Genomic DNA, 17715 nt, shown 5'->3' with positions numbered 1-17715 from the left:
CGCCGGGCGTTGCACCCCGCGTGAGGCTTTCCGTGCTGGACCGTTCGCCGGTGCGGCGCGACGGCGGCACCACGCGCGCGCTGCGGGACACCGTCGCCTTCGCCGCCGACGTCGAACGGCTGGGCTACCACCGGTTCTGGGTGTCCGAACACCACGGCGTGCCCGGGGTCGCCGGGTCCGCGCCGACCGTGCTGGCCGCCGCCGTCGCCGGGGCGACCTCGCGCATCCGCGTCGGCACCGGCGGGGTCATGCTGCCGAACCACCGCCCGCTGGTCGTCGCGGAGCAGTTCGGCGTCCTGGAAGCGCTGCACCCGGGCCGGATCGACATGGGACTCGGCCGGTCGGTCGGGTTCACCGCGGGGGTCCGCGACGCACTGGGCCAAGGCAAGGAAGCGGCCGACGGGTTCGGCGCGCAGGTCCGCGAGCTGCTCGGGTTCTTCACCGGCGAGCACGGTTATCCCGGCGTCCACGCCTACCCGGCCGAAGGGCTGCGCGTGGCGCCGTTCCTGCTGGCGACCGGCTCCGGCGCAGGTCTCGCCGCCGAGCTCGGCCTGCCGCTGGTGATCGCGCCGGTGCGGGGCGAACGCGCCCTCGTCGAAGCCGTGACGCGCTACCGCGAGGAGTTCCGGCCGAGCGAGTGGGCGCGGGAGCCGTACGTCGTGGTGTCGTCGGCGATCGCCGTGGCGGACTCGGCGGGCGACGCGCGCCGCCTGCTCGTGTCGGAGGCGTGGGCGACGGTCTATTCGCGCTCCCACGGCGTCTTCCCGCCGCTGTCACCGCCCGGGGAGATCCTGGCATTGCCGATGACCGAGCGCGAACGCCGCCGGCTGGACGAGACGCTCGACGGCCAGATCTGGGGCACGCCCGCCGAGGTCGAAGATCGGCTGGGGGCATTGGTCGGGGCCACGGGGGCCGACGAGGTTTTGGTGACGACGGCCGCTCACGACCAATCCGCGCGGCTGGATTCGCTCGCCCGGCTGGCTGATCTCCACGCACTTGTGTGAGCCGATTTCCCGGTAGCCGGATATTGCGTCGGGAAATTACCGCTGGTGCATTTCCGGGCCCCGGCGATACGGGCTTCCGGTGACTGCCGGGTCGGCCTCGAGCCGTGAGCAGACGGGGTACCCGGCTGCGCGTGACCTCCGGGGTGGCAGGAGTCGGTGACGGCCCGTGCCGGAGGCGGGTTCCTCGGGTCAGGCAGGGCGCCCTGCCTCACCCGAGCACGAACGGCAGCCGCGCGGCCAGGTCGCCCAGTTCGATCCGCTCGGCTTCCGTCGGCGGGCGGCGGCCCGTCGCCACCAGCAGCACGTCCGTGTCCGAGAACGACGCCGGAAACGCTGTCCCGGCGATCGCCTCCAGCATCGACCGCGTCCGCGCCGGCCCCTCCGCCGGTGGGGGCGCGGCGTCCGGCACGTGCGCGATCAGGTCCAGGTGGTGCAACGTCCACTCCAGCACGTACGCCGACAGGTAGTCGGCCGCCGTCAGCACCATCTCCTGCGTCGAGACCCGCGTCTCCCGGTTCGCCAGCTCCGCCGCGCGGCCCGCCGCCGCGCCCACGTCGTCCAGGTGGAACTTCAGCAGTTCCGGATCCTCGTACGCCGCCGCCAGGCGGACGATCAGCGCGTCCAGCGGGTCGTCGCCCGACGGCGGCGTCGAGCCGACCGCCCAGTACGACACCGCGTCGTGCGTCGGCTCCGCCGACGCCGGTGTCACCAGCGTGATCAGCACGTCCTGCGCGTCGATCACCAGGTGGCACACCAGGTCACGGACCAGCCAGCCCCGGCAGCCGGACGGCTTCGCGAAGTCCTCGCCCGGCAGGGAAGCGACCGCGGCGCGCAACGCCGCCCACGTGCGCGAGAAGAGATCCACGACGGCGAAGCTAGCGGATCACAGGCGCAGCTGCAGCTGAGTGAGCAGCCGCTGGGCCGGATCGTCGAAGTCCACACCGGACACTTCCGCCGCGCGCCGGACGCGGTAGCGGACCGTGTTCGGATGGATGTTCAGCGCCTTCGCCGCCGCGCGGACGTCGCCGAACGCGTCGAGCCAGGCGAGCACCGCCGGCACCAGGATCCCGCCGTGCTCGGCGTCGTGCTCCGCCAGCGCCGTCAGCCGCGGGTCGCGGATGCGCGGCTGCTCGCCCAGGTACGCCAGCACCTCCGACAGCAGCACCTCGGCCCGGACGTCGGCCAGCGACGCGACGTCGGCGGCCCAGTGCCCGCGCGCCATCGCCGCCAGGACGCGGTCGGCGTCGCCGCGCGAGGCGGCCGCCTCGGACAGCCGCGGCACGACCCCGCCGAGCGCCGCCCGCACCGGGACGTCGAGGTGCCGCCGCGCGGTCGCCGTGATTTCCCGTGCCAGCGCCAGCACCGCCGCGTCCGAGTGCTCGGGCAGGTCCGGCAGGAGCGCGTAGACGCGGCCGCCGATCACGCTCACCAGCGCGCTGCGCCGGTAGGCCGCCGTGTGGACGGCGATCAGGTGCACCAGCTCCGCGCGCCGCAGCTGCCGGTTGCCGGACCGCTCCAAGGAAAACGCCAGGACCTGCGCCGGCCGGGCGGGGTCCGCGCCGATGTCGTCCGCGACGGACTCCGCGTCCAGCCGGCCTTCCAGCAGGCTGGCCAGCAGGTCCTCCCGCAGCCGCAGCTCGGGGCTCGGCAGCGTGCGGGCGCGGATCAGCTGCGGCGCCAGTGCGCGGCTCGCGCCGAGCAACGCCGTCTCGGCGCGTTCGGTGAGCGGCTGGGCGCCCTCCTGGACCCAGATCGTGCCGAGCGGCTGCGTGCCGGCGTGGATGCCGGCCGCGATGCGGCGGCGGATGCCCAGCTCGGGCCGCTCGTCGATCCACACGATCCCTTCGCCGGCGCGAAGCCGCTGGTAGACGCCCCATTCGCGGAGCATCGCGAGGTAGCGTTCCGGGCCTTCGCGGCCGAGGATGGACAGCCGCCGCAGCTCGTCGACCTCGTCGCCGGCGCGCGAATAGGCGAGCACGCGGTTCGCCGTGTCTTCGATGCTGACCAGGCCGCCGGTGAGCGTCGCGATCGTCTGGGCCAGGGCGAACAGGTCGCCGAGCACCTCGCCGCCGGCCGCCTCGCCGCCCGCGCGGGCCGCCTCGACGACGCCGCGGGCCAGCGACTCCACCTGCTCCCAGCGTGCCTCCGCGCCGACGGTCAGCAGCGCGACACCCGCGTCCGCGGCGACGTCGGCGCCCGTCGCGCCCTTGACCGCGACCGCGGCCGCCCCGCCGCGCCCGGCCGCGCGGATGGCCGGGGCCGCGGCCCGCCCACGCGCGCCGATCACCAGCACCAGGTCGCCCGGCGAGGCTTCCAGCGGGTCTTCGGGGTCGAGGATCACGACGTCGCTGACCGAGACTCCGAGGCCGTGCGGGGCCACGACGACCTCGACCAGCGGCTCGCCGAGGGTCGCCAGGACATGGCGCAGCGACGTCACGACAGGGTTATCCGATCGGACAAGATCATACGAGCGATTTTAGCCGCTTGGACAAGCCCTCACGACGTGTCCGGAGTTACCGTTCGGGGCATCAAGACGTAGTCAGCAGCGTTGCAGAGGAGCCGCCGTGGACGCCGTGACCCAGACCCCCGCCCCGAAGAACGAGCCGGTGCTCACCTACGCACCGGGCAGCGCTGAGCGCGCCGAGCTCGAGGGCGCACTCAAGCGGCTGGGCCAGGCGGAGCCGGTCGACCTGACCGTCACCATCGGCGGCGAGCAGCGCCCCGGCGGCGGCGAGAAGATCGACGTCGTCCAGCCGCACAACCACCGGCACGTGCTCGGCACCATCCACAGCGCCACCCAGCAGGACGCGGCCGACGCCATCGAGGCCGCCGCGAAGGCCGCGCCGGAGTGGCGTTCGCTGTCCTACGACGACCGCGCCGCCATCCTGCTGCGCGCCGCCGACCTGCTCACCGGCAAGTGGCGCGCCACGCTCAACGCGGCCACCATGCTCGGCCAGTCGAAGACCGCGACCCAGGCCGAGATCGACTCCGCCTGCGAGCTCGCCGACTTCTGGCGCTTCAACGTCGAGTTCGGCCGCCGCGTGCTGGCCGAGCAGCCGATCAGCTCGCCGGGCGTGTGGAACCGGATGGAGCACCGGCCCCTGGAGGGCTTCGTCTACGCGATCACGCCGTTCAACTTCACCGCGATCGCCGGCAACCTGCCGACCGCGCCCGCGCTGATGGGCAACACCGTGCTGTGGAAGCCGTCGCCGACGCAGTCGTTCGCCGCGCACCTGACCATGCGGCTGCTCGAAGAGGCGGGCCTGCCGCCGGGCGTGATCAACCTGCTGCCGGGCGACGGCAAGGCCGTCTCCGAGGTCGCCCTGACCCACCGCGACCTGGCCGGCATCCACTTCACCGGCTCGACCGCGACGTTCCAGCACCTGTGGAGCACGGTCGGCGCGAACATCGCGGGCTACCGCGGCTACCCGCGGCTGGTCGGCGAGACCGGCGGCAAGGACTTCGTGCTCGCGCACGCCTCCGCCGACGTCGACGTCCTGCGCACCGCCCTGGTCCGCGGCGCCTTCGAGTACCAGGGCCAGAAGTGCTCCGCCGCTTCACGCGCGTACATCCCGCGCAGCGTCTGGAACGAGCTGAAGGACAGCCTGGTCGCCGAGACCGAGGCGCTGTCCTACGGCGACGTCACCGACCTGTCGCACTTCGGCGGCGCGGTCATCGACCGGCGCGCGTTCGACAAGCACGCGGCGCTGTTCGACCGCGTCAAGGGCGACCCGTCGGTCGAGATCCTGACCGGCGGCACGGCCGACGACAGCGTCGGGTTCTTCGTCCAGCCGACGATCCTCGTGTCGGACGACCCGAAGCACGAGATCTTCAGCACCGAGTACTTCGGCCCGATTCTGTCGGTGTACGTCTACGAGGACGGCGGCTTCGACGACGTCCTGAAGCTGATCGACGAGACCGCCGCGTACGCGCTGACCGGCGCGGTGATCGCGAACGACCGCGTCGCCGTGGCGAAGGCGTCCGAGGCGCTGAAGTTCACCGCGGGCAACTTCTACGTCAACGACAAGCCGACCGGTGCCGTCGTCGGCCAGCAGCCCTTCGGCGGCGCGCGCGCCTCGGGCACCAACGACAAGGCCGGGTCGATCTTCAACCTGCAGCGCTGGACCAGCCCGCGCTCGGTGAAGGAGACGTTCGTCCCGCCGACCACCGTCCGCTACCCGCACCAGGGCTGAGGGGAGTCACCGTCATGCTGCGTGCCCCGTTGCTCGCCGCCGCGAGATCCACGAAGATCCGGGCGCTGGTCGAGGCCGTGCCCGCCACCCGATCCGTGGTGCGCCGGTTCGTGGCCGGGTCCGGGACGGCCGACGCCGTCCGCGTGGCCAGGGAACTGGCCGCCGACGGGCGCCGGATCACCCTCGACCACCTGGGCGAGGACACCACCGACGCCGGGCAGGCGGCGGCGACCGTCCGGGCCTACGAAGACGTCCTGTCCGCGCTCGCCGCGGAAGGGCTCGCTGCCGGTGCCGACGTCTCGGTGAAGCTCTCGGCGGTCGGGCAGTTCCTGCCGTCCGACGGCGAGGACGTCGCCTTGGAGAACGCGCGGAAGATCTGCGCGGCGGCCGAGGCGGTCGGCGCCACCGTGACCCTGGACATGGAGGACCACACCACCACGGACTCGACGCTCGGCATCCTGCGCGAGCTGCGCGGCGAGTACCCGTGGGTGGGCGCGGTCCTGCAGGCCTACCTGCGGCGCACCGAGCAGGACTGCCGCGAGCTGTCCGGGCCCGGGTCGCGGGTGCGGCTGTGCAAGGGCGCCTACGCCGAGCCGGCGTCCGTGGCGTTCCCGGAGAAGTCCGAAGTGGACAAGTCCTACGTCCGCTGCCTGCGCGTGCTGATGGCGGGCCAGGGCTACCCGATGGTCGCTTCGCACGACCCGCGGATGATCGAGATCGCCGCGGCGCTGGCGGAGGAGAACGGCCGCACGGACGACGACCACGAGTTCCAGATGCTCTACGGCATCCGGCCGGAGGAGCAGCGGCGGATCGCGGCCGCCGGCTCCCGCATGCGCGTCTACGTGCCCTACGGCGACGAGTGGTACGGCTACTTCATGCGACGGCTGGCCGAGCGTCCGGCGAACCTCGCCTTCTTCCTGCGCGGGCTCGCGACGCGATCCTGAACGTGACGAAGGCCGCCCCGCGGGGCGGCCTTCGTCACGTGGTGGTGGTCAGGCCTGTTCGGCCTCGGCTTCGGCGGCCTTGCGCTTGACCTCGTCCATGTCGACCTCACGAGCCTGCTTGATGAGGTCCTCGAGCGCCGCTTCGGGGAGCGCGCCGGGCTGGGCGTAGATCAGCGTCTTGTCCCGGATGATGGCCAGCGTCGGGATCGAGCGGACGTCGAAGGCGGCGGCGAGCTGCTGCTGCGCCTCGGTGTCGACGCTCGCGAAGACGATGTCGTCGTGCTTTTCGGAGGCCTTCTCGTAGACCGGCGCGAACTGGCGGCACGGCCCGCACCAGCTCGCCCAGAAGTCGATCAGGACGAACTCGTTGTCGGTTACCGTCTGGTCGAAATTCTCGGCGGTCAGCTCAACGGTGCTCATGCCCTGGTCAACGACACGGACCCGGCGGGAATTCCCGGGGCCGGGGTAGCGTCTGCACCCGAGCACCCGTGATGAGGAGGAACAGATGGCCGACGGCGAGATCCTGGGCCGGATCGACGAGCTGATCGCGGAAGAGCACGAGCTCCGGTCGCGCTCGGTGGGCGTGGGGCTGAGCAGCGGCGACCGCGACCGGCTGACCGCGCTCGAGCAGCAGCTCGACCAGTGCTGGGACCTGCTGCGCCAGCGGCGCGCGAAGACCGAGTTCCACGAGAACCCGGACGAGGCGTCGGCCCGCCCGGTGTCCGAGGTGGAGTCCTACCGCCAGTAACCGGCCCCGGCGCGGGCTGCCGGCGTTCAGGCGGGGCAGAGGGTGCCGTCCGCGGGGATCTTCCCGTCCGCCAGGAAGGCGCGCGCCGCGTCGGTGACGCACGGTGACGTGCCGACCGCGCCGTGGCCCGCGCCCTGCCAGGTGATCGTCACCGCGGACGGCATCTGGTCCGCCGCGCGGGTGCTGCCCACGCCCGGGGTCACCGGATCCGTCGCGGTGGCCGTGACCAGGATCGGCGGGACGCCCGGCACGCCCGGCGCCGGCAGCGGCTCGGTCCGCACCGGCCACGGGCCGCACCAGGCCAGCTGCTGGGCGACGACCGCGCCGAACTGCGGGTACTTCGCCCGCATCCCGGCCACGACCTGGTCGAGCTGGTCGGCCGACAGACGTGTCTGGCTGTCGTTGCAGCGCGTGGCGATGGTCGCGTCGATCCGCGACGGCTGCGCGCGCGAGTCGTGCAGCACCGGCGCGGCGAACGCCGCGAGCGGGCCGATGTCACCCGCGCGGGCCGCCGCGATCGCGTCGGCCAGCTCCGGCCAGCGCGAACGCTGCGCCAGCCCCGAGTAGACCGCGAACATCGCCACCCCGGGGCCGAACGCCACACCGTCGCCGGTCGTCGGCGGCGTGCGCCGCAACTGGTCGGTCAGCGCCGCCAGCGCCGCCTTCGGATCGCCGAGCCGGCAGCCGCGCGCCGCGCAGTCCGTGCCGAAGGCGTCCAGCGTGGACTGGGCGCCCGCGGCGACCGCGTCGAGCACCGCCGCGGTGTCCGCGCCCGGGTCCGGGACGCCGTCGAGGACCATCCGCCCGACCTGCCCGGGGAACCGGACCGCGTACTCCGCCAGCACCTTCGAGCCGTCGCCGCGGCCGAGCGCGGTGAGCCGGGCCATGCCCAGCTGCTTGCGCAGCTCCTCGAGGTCGCCGGCGGCGCGCCAGCTGTCCAGCGCGGTCTGGGAGTCGTCCAGCTCGATCGCGCACTGCTGGCCGGCCTTGCGCGCGGCGTCCAGCACGTCCTGCAGGTCGCCCTGCGCCGGGTCCGCTTCGATCAGGGCGGCCCGGGTTTCCGGCGGCACGCACTGCGCGGCCCCCGAGAGCCCGGTGCCGCGCCGGTCGATGCCGACCAGCGAGAACTTCTCCAGGAACGCCGGCGGCAGGGTCGCGGCCAGCCGCGCGGCGTACACCGTGCCGGGATCGCCGTCGACGTCGTTCACCACGACCAGCGGCACCGGCCCGGTCCCGGCCTTCAGCGCCAGCAGCCGCACCACCGACCGCCGGGGCTCGCCGGGCGCGTCGAGCGGCGCGGTGACGCGGGCGCAGGTGAAGTGCAGGCTGTCCGGCACGCCGGGGGTGCCGATCCGCTGCCGGGTGTCGTCGTCGCAGTCGGCCCACCGCAGCGACGGCGAATCCGGCTCGCCCAGCGGCGGCAGCGGCACCGGCGGGGTGCCGGTGGGCGTGGCGCTCGCCGCCTTGCCGTCGTTTTCGACCAGGGCCGGGCGGACCGACGGCCCGGCGGCGCAGCCGGCGGCGGAGGCCAGGGCGAGCAGCGCGACCAGGAGACGGGTACGGCGGCGGCGCACGGGCGAGGTCCTCACGTCGATCACAGGCAGGGCAGCGTCCCTTCGCGGGGGCGGTCCCTTCGAGGGGCAAGGCCGAGCTTCGCACGGCCGGTGTGGGACGCGGGTTAGCGGGTCCGGACCACCTGGCCGCGGAACACCGCGTCGAGGTCGTAGCGGGCCGGCTCGTCGAGCTGGCTGTAGTCGCACGACGCGGGTTCGCGGTCGGGCCGCCACCGCTTGAACCGCGCGTTGTGCCGGAACCGCGACGGCATCCCGCCTTCGGTGTTCTCGTAGGCGACCTCGACGACGCGCTCGGGCCGCAGCGGCACCCATTCGTGCTCGGTGGCCCGCCAGCGGGTGACGCCGCCCGGGATGCGCTGGCCTTCGCCCTGCGCGCGGCCGGCCCACGGGTGGTCTTCGCCGTCGGTGATCAGCGGCGCGAGCTCTTCGGCGAGTTCGCGCCGCTTCGGCATCGGGAACGACCCGACGGTGCCGACGTGGTGCAGCACCCCGTTCCCGTCGAACAAGCCGAGCAGGAAAGAGCCGACCAGCTCCCCGGGTTCGCCGTCGACGTGCCAGCGCAGCCCGGCCAGCACGCAGTCGGCGGTGCGCACGTGCTTGTACTTGAGCATCACCCGCTTGCCCGGCGTGTACGGCTCGTCGAGCGGCTTGCCGATGACGCCGTCGAGGCCCGCGCCCTCGAACAGCTCGAACCAGTGCCGCGCGGTCCCGGCGTCGGTGGTGGCCGGGGTGAGCGGGAACCGGTCGCCGGCCAGCTCGACCAGCCGTTCCCGGCGGACGGACGTCGGCTCGTCGAGCAGGGACTCGTCGCCGAGGGCGAGCACGTCGAAGGCGACGAACTCGGCGGGCTGCTCGGCCGCCAGCAGCGTGATCCGGCTTTCGGCGGGATGGATGCGTTCGGTGAGCGCGTCGAAGTCGAGGCGTCCGCCGCGGGCGACGACGAGTTCGCCGTCGAGCACGATCCGCGGCGGCAGGGTCTCCAGCAGCCGCGCGACCGCCTCCGGGAAGTACCGGTTGAGCGGCTTTTCCGCGCGGGACTGCAGGTACAGCTCGTCGCCGTCGCGGAAGACGACGCAGCGGAAGCCGTCCCACTTCGGCTCGAAGAGCAGGCCGCCGGAGTCCGGGATGGCCTTCGCGGGCTTGGCGAGCATCGGCTTCAGCGTCGGCTGCAGCGGTAGGGGCATGCCCGCATTCTGCGGAACGCGGCCGGTCAGCGCACGCGTTTCGCCGGGCTCGTGTCGAGTTCGAGGCGCACGGCGGTGGGCAGCACGTCGAGGCCGAGCGACTCGCGCGCCCTGGCCAGCACCTGCGTGTCGAGCGCCGCCCAGACCGCCTTGAGGTCGGTGCCCTCGTGCAGCCACAGGGTGATGCGCAACGCCGGGGACGTCCGCGAGCCGACGGCGCGGACCCGGGCCCGGCTGACCCCGTCGAGCTGTTCGGCGTCGGCCTGCACGGCGCCGGAGATCGCGGCGGCGGTGACGACGAGTTCCGCGCCCTCGGTGCGGTCCAGGTCCAGGTCGGGGCGGGGTTCCGGGCGCAGCGACCGCACGGTCCACCGCAGGCCGAGCACGAAGAGCAGCAGGCCCAGCACGATCGCGGCGATCCGCGCGGGCGTGGCGTGCCCGCCGAGCCACGCGAGGGCCATCGGATCCAGCAACGGCCGCCGGCCCCGGAACCGGCCGAGCAGACCGAAGCCGACCACCAGCGCCAGCGCGCCGCCGGCCAGGGCCAGCAGCCCGATGAGGAAGGTCAGCGTGCGTTCGCCCGCGTACGACCGGGAAAGCGCCTTCGCGGCGACGGACTTGCTCATCGGCGGTCCTTGGGGGAGTCGACCACGACGGACACCTTCGGCCGCCGCGCGAGCGGGACGTCGTCGAGCAGCGCGGACACCGTTTCCAGCAGCCGCGGCCGGAGCTCGCCCTCGGTTTCCAGGGTGCTTTTCGCGCGGACGCGGATGCGGCGGGCGCTCGCGGTGACCGTCGCGCCCGCGACGTTGTCCTGCGCGCGCACGGTGAGCCCGACCAGCCGGGCCAGCGACCGCGGTGACGTCGAGACGCTGACTTCGTGGGCCGGGTCGGTGAGCCGGATCGCGCGGTTCCCGGCGGCCAGCGCGCACAGCACGAGCACCAGGCCCGCGGCGGCGAGCACGCCGGCGCCGACGCGCACCGCGTAGGAGTCCCAGCCCAGCGACGCGAGCCCGGCCTGCCAGCGCGGCCACGGCACCAGCAGCGGCCCGGAACCGGGGCGCCACCAGTGCCAGCCGACTTCGAGGGCGAGCAGGGCGCCGGCCCCCGCGAAGGCCAGGCCCAGCAGGGTGGCGAAGAGGCGGACGAGCAGGCGCACGGCTACCGCACCCTCGGCGGGACGTCCGGCCGCAGCCCGGACACCGTCACGGCGAGGGTCCGCACGTGGAAGCCGGTGATCCGCTCGACCTCTTCGGTGACCCGCTCCCGCACGGCGCCGGCGACCCGGCGTACGGGCGCCGGGTACCGCAGGGCGACGTCCAGGGCGAGGTCGACGTCGTCGTCCAGGCCGCTGACCTTCGCCTTGGCGCCCTTCCCGCCGTCCCGCGCGGTGCCGGGCACCTGGTCGGCGGCGTGCTGGGCGACCTTGCGCACGACGCCGTGCCCGATGGTGAGGGTGCCCCGCTCGGCGGGTTCGGCGAGCTCGCGGGGCACGTCCAGGACGGGGCTCACTTGTCGCGGCCCTTGCCGAAGAGCTCGCCGAGGTCGAGCTCGCCGTCGAGGACCCGGCCGGCGACCAGGCCGATGATGCCGAGGGCCAGGGTCACCAGGAACGCGGTGAACCCCTGGGTCGCGGCCAGGCCGAGGACCAGCCCGGCCAGCAGCCCGGTCTGCGTTGCGTTCACATGTCCTCCTTGGACAGTCGAATCCGGACGGTCATTCGACCCGCGTCGATTCGGCTTCTTCCTCGCCCGGCAGGTGGATGTCGTTGACCGCGATGTTCACCTCGATCACCTCGAGGCCGGTGATCTGCTCGACCGCGGTGATCACGTTGCGCCGCACCGCGCGGGCGACGTCGGCGATCCGCGCGCCGTACTCGACGATGACGTCGAGGTCGATCGCGGTCTGCTTCTCGCCGACCTCCACCGCCACGCCGGTCGTGCTGACCGTGCCGGAGCCGGGGATGCGTTCGCGCAGCGCGCCGATCGCGCGGGACACCCCGCCGCCGCCGAGCGCGTGCACTCCGGCGACTTCGCGGGCGGCCAGGCCGGCGACCTTCTGCACGACCAGTGACGCGATCGTGGTGCGGCCGGCGGCACCTTCTTCGTTGAGCGGGGTCACCGTGCCGGGGGTTTCGATCCGTTCCGGATGCATGCGTGCGGGCTCCTCTCGCCGTGCGTTCGCCCTTACGATGCCCGTGGGGCCGGAACCCTCACGCAACGTCACCCGATCGGGGGAGTGGCGCGGTCCCGGCGGTAGCGCAGCAGTGTGAAGCCGTCCTCGACGAGGATCGACGCCAGGGCGAGCCGGCGCGGGACGGCGGGCGAAGCGCCCGTGGCGATCCGGTCCGCCGTCCCGGCCACGAGCAGCGGCGCGACGGTGAGGCAGAGCTGGTCGACGAGGTCGGCGGCGACGAGCTGGGCGAACAGCCGTGGCCCGCCTTCGCAGTCGACGCGGCGCAGGCCCTTCGCGGCCAGCAGGTCGAGGGCGCGGGCCACGTCGACGTCGTCGCGCCCGGCGCGGAGGATCTCCGCGCCGGCGGCTTCGAGCGGCGCCGTCCGTGCGGTTTCGGTGGTGACCACGATCGGGGGCACGGCGGTCTCGGTGAACAGCCGCGACGCCGGGTCCAGGTCCGCGGTGCGCGTCACGACGGCGATCGGCGGGACCCCGGTGAACCCGAGACGACGGCGGCGCTCCAGCCGTTTCGCGCTCGCGACGACCCCGCGGTAGTTCTCGGCGCGGGCGGTGCCGGCACCGACCAGGACGACGTCGGCGAGGTCCCGGCCGAGCAGGAAGACTTCGCGGTCGGCGGCGTGCGAAAGGCCGGCGGAGGTCGTGTCGACCTCGACCGCGCCGTCGGCGCTCGCGACGAAGTTGACCTGCACCCACGGCCGGTCGAGGTCCGCCGGGTAGCCGTAGATCCGCTCGAGGTCGGTCCCGGACAGCTCGCCCGTCACCGCGGGCCACACGCTTCGCACGGCAGGCATCCCAGCACGGGCGTGAAGTGCGTCTCTACCGGGGGATCTGTCCGCCCGGCGGCGGCGAGGCGGCCGATAGGCTCTGCGACCATGCCCGCGCACCTCACCGACCGCCGTCCCGAGCTGTCCGCCGACGAGCTGATCGGCGCGCTGGTGCCGCCGCCGCGCTTCGACGCCGTGCGGTTCTCGACCTACGTCCCGAACCCGGACGAGCCGAGCCAGGCGGCGGCGGTCGAGGCGTGCTCGGCGTTCGCCGGGAAGGTGGGCGCGCGGCGCGAGAAGAAGCGGTTCAAGCTCTTCGGCGGGCCGGCCGAGCCGTCCGGGCCGATGGGGCTCTACCTCGACGGCGGGTTCGGCGTCGGCAAGACGCACCTGCTGGCCTCGACGTGGCACGCGGCGCCGTCGCCCAAGGCGTACGGCACGTTCGTCGAGCTGACCCACCTCGTCGGCGCGCTGGGCTTCGCCGAGGCGGTGCGGCGGCTGGCGGAGCACCGGATCCTGGCCATCGACGAGTTCGAGCTGGACGACCCGGGCGACACCACGCTGGTGACGCGGCTGCTGCAGGAGCTGATGGACGCCGGCGTGTACGTCGCGGCGACGTCGAACACGTTGCCGGAGAAGCTCGGCGAAGGCCGCTTCGCCGCCGAGGACTTCCTGCGCGAGATCCAGTCGCTGTCGGCCCGGTTCGGCGTGGTGCGCGTCGACGGGCCGGACTACCGCCACCGCGGCCTGCCGGACGCGCCGCCGCCGGTGTCGGCCGAGGAGCTGGAGTCGTCGGCGGCCGCGCACGAGGGGTCCACTGTGGACGACTTCGACGCGCTGTGCGAGCACCTGGCTTCGCTGCACCCGTCGCGCTACGGACGGCTGCTGGACGGCGTCACGCGGGTGCATCTGCGCGGTGTCCACCCGGCACCGGACCAGAACGTGGCGCTGCGGCTGGTGGCGTTCGCGGACCGCCTCTACGACCGGGCGATCCCGGTGGTGGTCTCGGGCGAGCCGCTGCCGTCGCTGTTCACCGAGGAGATGGTGAACGGCGGCTACCGCAAGAAGTACCTGCGCGCGGTCAGCCGGCTGACGGCGCTGGCGCGCGACGCAGCACCGACCAGCTGAGCAGCACGACGGCGACGGCGAACAGCGTCCCGCCGGCGACGTCGGTGAGGTAGTGGTAGCCGAGCCCGACGAGCCCGGCCGCGGCGGCGGCGAGAGCCAGGGCGGCGAGGATCGCGACGACCGCCTTGCGGGTGACGAGCACGAGCACGGTGAGCACGGCGACGAGGCCGACGGTGTGCCCGCTGGGGTAGACGAGGGTGCCGTTCTTCCACCGGCCGTAGAGCGGTTTCAGGAGGAGGCCGGTGAGCAGGACGGCGGCGACGGGAGCGGCGACGGCGAGAACGGCATCGGCGCGCCGCCGCCCGCGCAGGCAAAGCCCGACAGCGAGCAGGGCCAGCACGGCGACGACGTAGGGCTCGGTGGGGAAGACGAGCACGCGCAGGAGGCCGGGGCTGAGGTGCGCGGTCCAGCCGGCGACCGCGGCGTCGAGCGGGCCTGCGCTGGTGCCGCCGGCGAAGGGAAGACCCAGCAGCAGTGCGAGCAGCCCGCAGATCACGGCCGGTACCCACAGAGTTCTCACCGGCGCGAGGGTAGTCGCGGCTCGTGGGGTGCGGTGGGCCCGAGGCTTGGGTCGCGCGGCGTGCGGCTGTGGTGTGCGGGCCGGTGGAGGCTGGCGCGGCGATGTCCTCGAGGTCGCCTTCCCGCCAGTCCTCACACATGGGGAAATCAGCGCACCGGCGGCGTGTGGTTGACGCCCAGCCGGAACGCCCGCCGCCCGGGGAGGCCAGTGCCGGGGCCGCGGTGGCCGCCAGCGCCGTCGCGACCGCTCCGGTGAGCACCGCCGCTTGAGGTCGGCCACGCCGTCGCCCTTTCACGAAGAACTGGCACGGCGGGGAAGCCGCTCTCCAGGGTTGACCGGCTTCCTGTCCGGTCGGGCTGTGCCCGGATGCCGCCGGGGCGGGAGGCTCACCCGGCGGCATCCGGTGGTTTCAGGGGCGGACCACCTCGGCGATCGCGTCGATGCCGCGGTCCAGCTCCGCGCGGGTGATCACCAGCGGCGGGGCCACGCGCAGCGTGCGCTCGTGGGTCTCCTTGCACAGCACGCCCCGGCCGGCCAGTGCCTCCGACGCCGCCCGGCCGGACGGGCCGCCCGGCGCGATGTCGATGCCCGCCCACAGGCCGCGGCCGCGGACCTCGGACAGCCCGTGGCCGATCAGGGCCGTGAGCCGGTCGTGCAGGTGGGCGCCCAGCTCCGCCGACCGCTGCTGGAATTCGCCGGTCTTCAGCAGCTTCACCACCGCGCGCCCGACCGCGCACGCGACGGGGTTGCCGCCGAACGTCGAGCCGTGCTCGCCCGGCTTCAGCACGCCCAGCACGTCGCGGCGGCCGACCACCGCCGACACCGGCAGGATGCCGCCGCCGAGGGCCTTGCCCAGCGTGTACACGTCGGCGCGGACGCCTTCGTGGTCCAGCGCCAGCACCGTGCCCGTGCGGGCCAGCCCGGACTGGATCTCGTCGGCGATCAGCAGCACGCCGTGCTCGTCGCACGCGGCGCGGACCTCGGCGAAGTAGCCCTCCGGCGGCACGATGACGCCCGCCTCGCCCTGCACCGGCTCCAGCAGCACCGCGGCCGTGCGCGGGGTGATCGCGTCGCGCAGGGCGGCGGCGTCGCCGTACTTCACCGTGACGAAGCCCGGCGTGAACGGGCCGAAGTCGGCGCGCGCGGTCTCGTCGGTCGAGAACGACACGATCGTGGTGGTGCGGCCGTGGAAGTTCGAGCCGGCGACGATGATCTCGGCCGTGCCGTCCGGCACGCCCTTGACCTGGTGGGCCCACTTGCGGGCGACCTTGACCGCGGACTCGACGGCCTCGGCGCCCGAGTTCATCGGCAGCACCAGCTCGGTGCCGGTCAGCTCCGCCAGCTCGCGGCAGAACAGGCCGAGCTGGTCGTGGTGGAACGCCCGCGACGTCAGGGTGACGCGCCCGAGCTGCGCGACCGCGGCGGCGATCAGGTCCGGGTGGCGGTGGCCGAAGTTCAGCGCCGAGTACCCGGAGAGGAAGTCCAGGTAGGACCGGCCTTCGACGTCGGTCACCGAAGCGCCGGACGCTTCGGCGATCACGACGGGCAGCGGGTGGTAGTTGTGCGTGCTCCATTGCTCGTCGAGCTCGATGAAGCTCGCGGCGGTGGGGGCGGCGGTCTCCCGGCCGGCGAACGTCGTCATGCGTTCAGGTTAGAGGCAGCAGACGCAGAGTTCAGCCGGGAATCATTGCTTTCACCCGTCGTTCGTTGCGCAATACGCGTGTCACACCCCCGAAACGCTGCACAGCGGTTGACGGTCGCATTCGTAAGTCGTAACTTACCGTTCGTGGCGACTTACGGAAGCGACCAGCTGGCCGCGCTGGCCGACCCGTCGCGGCGCGCGATCGTCGAAGCGCTCCGGGCCGGGCCGCGCGCGGTCGGCGAGCTGGCCGCGGACCTGCCGATCAGCCGCCCGGCCGTCTCCCAGCACCTCAAGGTGCTCAAGGAGGCCGGCCTGGTCGCGGACCGGGCCGTGGGCACGAAACGGCTGTACCGCCTCGAGCCCGACGGCATCGCCGCGGTGCGCGCCTACCTCGACCGCATGTGGTCGGACGCGCTCCGCTCGTTCGCCCGACTGGCGGAATCCACCGAAGAAGAGGAGCAGTCATGAGCTTGGAGCCGATCCGCAAGAGCATCACCGTCGCCTGCTCGCGAGAGCACGCGTTCAAGACCTACACGGAGGCCTTCGACAGCTGGTGGCCGCGCGAGCACCACCTCGGCGAGGCCGACCTCGCCGAGGCGGTGCTCGAGCCCGGGCCGGGCGGGCGGTGGTACGAGAAGACCGTGGACGGCGCCGAGTGCCAATGGGGCGAGGTGCTCGCCTGGGAGCCACCCGCCCGGGTGGTGCTGTCGTGGCGCATCGACGGCGACTGGCGGATCGACCCGGACCCAGCCCACGCCAGCGAGATCGAGGTCCGGTTCATCGAGGAAGGACCCCGCAGCACGCGCGTCGAACTCGAGCACCGGGCCTTCGAACGGCACGGCGCGACCGCCGCGAAGGTGCGCGAAGGCGTCTCGACCGAAGGCGGGCACGGCGGGCTGCTGAAGCTCTTCGCCGAGAAAGCCGCCGCGTGAGCGGGTAACTTCGCAGGATGGCGAAGAAGGACGACGGAAGCCGGGTCCGGGACGCGCTGCGCATCGGCGGGAAGCTGCCGGACCCGGGCTCGGCCCCGGTCGGGCCCGGCAAGAAGCCCAAGGCGCTGGCGAAGCTCGACAGCGCGGGCGAACGCCTGTCCGCGCTGCAGGAGTCGCTCTACGCCGAGGGCGTCGGCGGCGGCAGCCGCAGCGTGCTGCTGGTGCTGCAGGGCATGGACACCTCCGGCAAGGGCGGCACGGTGTCGCACGTGCTCGGCCTGGTCGACCCGATGGGCGTCCGCTACGCCGCGTTCAAGAAGCCGACCGCGGCCGAACAGCGGCACCACTACCTGTGGCGGATCCGCAAGCAGCTGCCCGCGCCCGGCCAGATCGGCGTCTTCGACCGCTCGCACTACGAGGACATCCTGGTCCCGCGCGTGTCCGGGCTGCTCACCGACGCCGAACGCCGGCGCCGGTACGCCGAGATCACCGCGTTCGAGCAGGAACTGGCCGACGCGGGCACGACCGTGCTGAAGGTGTTCCTGCACATCTCGCCGGAGGAGCAGCTCAAGCGGCTGAAGGCCCGGCTCGTCACGCCGGAGAAGCGCTGGAAGTACAACCCGGGCGACCTGGAGGCGCGGTCGCACTGGCCGGCCTACGAGAAGGCCTACACCGACATCTTCGAACACACGTCGACCGCGTACGCGCCCTGGTACGCGGTGCCCGCCGACCACAAGTGGTACCGCAACTGGGCGGTCGCCGAGCTGCTCATCGAGACCCTCGCCGACCTGCGCCCGCGGTTCCCGGAGCCGGACTACGACGTCGACGCGGAACTCGCGAAGCTCAAGGGTGTTGGCGTCCCGGCCTGACCGTCTGAGAGAGTGCG

At 73.5% G+C, this 17715-nt stretch carries 21 protein-coding genes; 8 read left to right on the top strand and 13 right to left on the bottom strand.

Features of this window, described 5'->3' with window-relative positions:
• Positions 1-32: 32 nt before the first annotated feature.
• Positions 33-1004 (top strand): LLM class flavin-dependent oxidoreductase, encoded by a 972-nt coding sequence (locus BT341_RS35435; RefSeq protein WP_177328974.1) that lies wholly within the window; start codon positions 33-35, stop codon positions 1002-1004.
• A 208-nt stretch (positions 1005-1212) separates the two neighbouring features.
• On the opposite strand, the gene BT341_RS35430 is transcribed toward BT341_RS35435, so the two are convergent.
• Both BT341_RS35430 and BT341_RS35425 read right to left on the bottom strand, forming a co-directional pair.
• Entirely contained in the window at positions 1213-1869 is a 657-nt protein-coding gene (locus BT341_RS35430; RefSeq protein WP_072480362.1) for a maleylpyruvate isomerase N-terminal domain-containing protein, read from the bottom strand.
• An 18-nt stretch (positions 1870-1887) separates the two neighbouring features.
• Entirely contained in the window at positions 1888-3441 is a 1554-nt protein-coding gene (locus BT341_RS35425) for a PucR family transcriptional regulator (RefSeq protein WP_072480361.1), read from the bottom strand.
• A 127-nt stretch (positions 3442-3568) separates the two neighbouring features.
• Here BT341_RS35425 and pruA point away from each other — a divergent pair, with 127 nt between their 5' ends.
• Both pruA and BT341_RS35415 read left to right on the top strand, forming a co-directional pair.
• On the top strand, positions 3569-5197 hold the full coding sequence (gene pruA / locus BT341_RS35420; protein ID WP_072480360.1) for an L-glutamate gamma-semialdehyde dehydrogenase: 1629 nt from the start codon (positions 3569-3571) through the stop codon (positions 5195-5197).
• Positions 5198-5211: 14 nt separating this feature from the next.
• Positions 5212-6141 carry a proline dehydrogenase family protein gene (locus tag BT341_RS35415; RefSeq protein WP_072480359.1) on the top strand — a complete coding sequence of 310 codons (930 nt, stop codon included), beginning with the start codon at positions 5212-5214 and terminating at the stop codon, positions 6139-6141.
• A gap of 48 nt (positions 6142-6189) precedes the next feature.
• Here BT341_RS35415 and trxA read toward each other — a convergent pair whose 3' ends face one another.
• Complete coding sequence (gene trxA, locus BT341_RS35410) at positions 6190-6561, bottom strand: thioredoxin (RefSeq protein ID WP_072480358.1); 372 nt, start codon at positions 6559-6561, stop codon at positions 6190-6192.
• An 85-nt stretch (positions 6562-6646) separates the two neighbouring features.
• On the opposite strand from trxA, the gene BT341_RS35405 reads away from it, so the two are divergent.
• Entirely contained in the window at positions 6647-6889 is a 243-nt protein-coding gene (locus BT341_RS35405) for a DUF2630 family protein (RefSeq protein ID WP_072480357.1), read from the top strand.
• Positions 6890-6915: 26 nt separating this feature from the next.
• Here BT341_RS35405 and BT341_RS35400 read toward each other — a convergent pair whose 3' ends face one another.
• The 8 genes from BT341_RS35400 to BT341_RS35370 form a co-directional block, all read right to left on the bottom strand.
• Entirely contained in the window at positions 6916-8463 is a 1548-nt protein-coding gene (locus BT341_RS35400) for an alpha/beta hydrolase (protein WP_072482362.1), read from the bottom strand.
• 104 nt (positions 8464-8567) lie between these two features.
• Positions 8568-9647: an ATP-dependent DNA ligase gene (locus tag BT341_RS35395; RefSeq protein ID WP_072480356.1), complete on the bottom strand. Its 1080-nt coding sequence runs from the start codon at positions 9645-9647 to the stop codon at positions 8568-8570.
• Positions 9648-9673: 26 nt separating this feature from the next.
• Positions 9674-10273, bottom strand: a complete 600-nt coding sequence (locus BT341_RS35390) for an Asp23/Gls24 family envelope stress response protein (protein WP_072480355.1) — start codon at positions 10271-10273, stop codon at positions 9674-9676.
• Positions 10270-10806: a DUF6286 domain-containing protein gene (locus tag BT341_RS35385; protein ID WP_072480354.1), complete on the bottom strand. Its 537-nt coding sequence runs from the start codon at positions 10804-10806 to the stop codon at positions 10270-10272. Before BT341_RS35385 ends, BT341_RS35390 begins: the two co-directional genes overlap by 4 nt.
• A 2-nt stretch (positions 10807-10808) precedes the next feature.
• Complete coding sequence (locus BT341_RS35380) at positions 10809-11159, bottom strand: Asp23/Gls24 family envelope stress response protein (protein ID WP_072480353.1); 351 nt, start codon at positions 11157-11159, stop codon at positions 10809-10811.
• Positions 11156-11332 (bottom strand): hypothetical protein, encoded by a 177-nt coding sequence (locus BT341_RS44900; RefSeq protein WP_143168758.1) that lies wholly within the window; start codon positions 11330-11332, stop codon positions 11156-11158. The genes BT341_RS35380 and BT341_RS44900 overlap by 4 nt, the downstream gene beginning before the upstream one ends.
• A gap of 31 nt (positions 11333-11363) precedes the next feature.
• A complete protein-coding gene (locus BT341_RS35375; protein WP_072480352.1) occupies positions 11364-11801 on the bottom strand; it encodes an Asp23/Gls24 family envelope stress response protein in 438 nt (145 codons plus the stop codon).
• 68 nt (positions 11802-11869) lie between these two features.
• On the bottom strand, positions 11870-12634 hold the full coding sequence (locus tag BT341_RS35370; RefSeq protein ID WP_425426439.1) for a pyrimidine reductase family protein: 765 nt from the start codon (positions 12632-12634) through the stop codon (positions 11870-11872).
• A gap of 81 nt (positions 12635-12715) precedes the next feature.
• Between BT341_RS35370 and zapE the strand changes: the two genes are divergently transcribed.
• Positions 12716-13735, top strand: a complete 1020-nt coding sequence (gene zapE / locus BT341_RS35365) for a cell division protein ZapE (RefSeq protein WP_072480351.1) — start codon at positions 12716-12718, stop codon at positions 13733-13735.
• On the opposite strand, the gene BT341_RS35360 is transcribed toward zapE, so the two are convergent.
• The gene (locus BT341_RS35360) at positions 13689-14255 is read right to left on the bottom strand and encodes a phosphatase PAP2 family protein (RefSeq protein WP_072480350.1); all 567 of its coding nucleotides are present in this window, start codon (positions 14253-14255) and stop codon (positions 13689-13691) included. The genes zapE and BT341_RS35360 overlap by 47 nt on opposite strands.
• 409 nt (positions 14256-14664) lie before the next feature.
• Positions 14665-15897 (bottom strand): ornithine--oxo-acid transaminase, encoded by a 1233-nt coding sequence (gene rocD / locus BT341_RS35355; protein WP_072480349.1) that lies wholly within the window; start codon positions 15895-15897, stop codon positions 14665-14667.
• A 144-nt stretch (positions 15898-16041) separates the two neighbouring features.
• On the opposite strand from rocD, the gene BT341_RS35350 reads away from it, so the two are divergent.
• From BT341_RS35350 to BT341_RS35340, 3 genes are read left to right on the top strand one after another with little or no spacing between them, the layout of a single operon-like run.
• Positions 16042-16365, top strand: coding sequence for an ArsR/SmtB family transcription factor (locus BT341_RS35350; RefSeq protein ID WP_072480348.1), 324 nt, complete (start codon positions 16042-16044; stop codon positions 16363-16365).
• The gene (locus BT341_RS35345) at positions 16362-16829 is read left to right on the top strand and encodes an SRPBCC family protein (RefSeq protein ID WP_072480347.1); all 468 of its coding nucleotides are present in this window, start codon (positions 16362-16364) and stop codon (positions 16827-16829) included. The genes BT341_RS35350 and BT341_RS35345 overlap by 4 nt, the downstream gene beginning before the upstream one ends.
• Before the next feature lie 17 nt (positions 16830-16846).
• Entirely contained in the window at positions 16847-17698 is an 852-nt protein-coding gene (locus tag BT341_RS35340) for a PPK2 family polyphosphate kinase (RefSeq protein ID WP_072480346.1), read from the top strand.
• Positions 17699-17715 lie beyond the last annotated feature (17 nt).

The sequence above is a fragment of the Amycolatopsis australiensis genome (assembly GCF_900119165.1).
GTDB classification, from domain to species: domain Bacteria; phylum Actinomycetota; class Actinomycetes; order Mycobacteriales; family Pseudonocardiaceae; genus Amycolatopsis; species Amycolatopsis australiensis.
The sequence above is the reverse complement of the archived record's forward strand: the minus strand, read 5'-3'. Positions and strand labels throughout refer to the sequence as shown.

Excerpts from the sequence above, each read along its gene's own strand:
- BT341_RS35390 (WP_072480355.1), bottom strand. The coding sequence starts at position 10,273 with ATGAGCAAGTCCGTCGCCGCGAAGGCGCTTTCCCGGTCGTACGCGGGC.
- rocD (WP_072480349.1), bottom strand. The coding sequence starts at position 15,897 with ATGACGACGTTCGCCGGCCGGGAGACCGCCGCCCCCACCGCCGCGAGC.
- BT341_RS35395 (WP_072480356.1), bottom strand. The coding sequence starts at position 9,647 with ATGCCCCTACCGCTGCAGCCGACGCTGAAGCCGATGCTCGCCAAGCCC.
- BT341_RS35405 (WP_072480357.1), top strand. The coding sequence starts at position 6,647 with ATGGCCGACGGCGAGATCCTGGGCCGGATCGACGAGCTGATCGCGGAA.
- BT341_RS35370 (WP_425426439.1), bottom strand. The coding sequence starts at position 12,634 with ATGCCTGCCGTGCGAAGCGTGTGGCCCGCGGTGACGGGCGAGCTGTCC.
- trxA (WP_072480358.1), bottom strand. The coding sequence starts at position 6,561 with ATGAGCACCGTTGAGCTGACCGCCGAGAATTTCGACCAGACGGTAACC.
- BT341_RS35375 (WP_072480352.1), bottom strand. The coding sequence starts at position 11,801 with ATGCATCCGGAACGGATCGAAACCCCCGGCACGGTGACCCCGCTCAAC.
- BT341_RS35340 (WP_072480346.1), top strand. The coding sequence starts at position 16,847 with ATGGCGAAGAAGGACGACGGAAGCCGGGTCCGGGACGCGCTGCGCATC.
- BT341_RS35415 (WP_072480359.1), top strand. The coding sequence starts at position 5,212 with ATGCTGCGTGCCCCGTTGCTCGCCGCCGCGAGATCCACGAAGATCCGG.
- BT341_RS35345 (WP_072480347.1), top strand. The coding sequence starts at position 16,362 with ATGAGCTTGGAGCCGATCCGCAAGAGCATCACCGTCGCCTGCTCGCGA.
- zapE (WP_072480351.1), top strand. The coding sequence starts at position 12,716 with ATGCCCGCGCACCTCACCGACCGCCGTCCCGAGCTGTCCGCCGACGAG.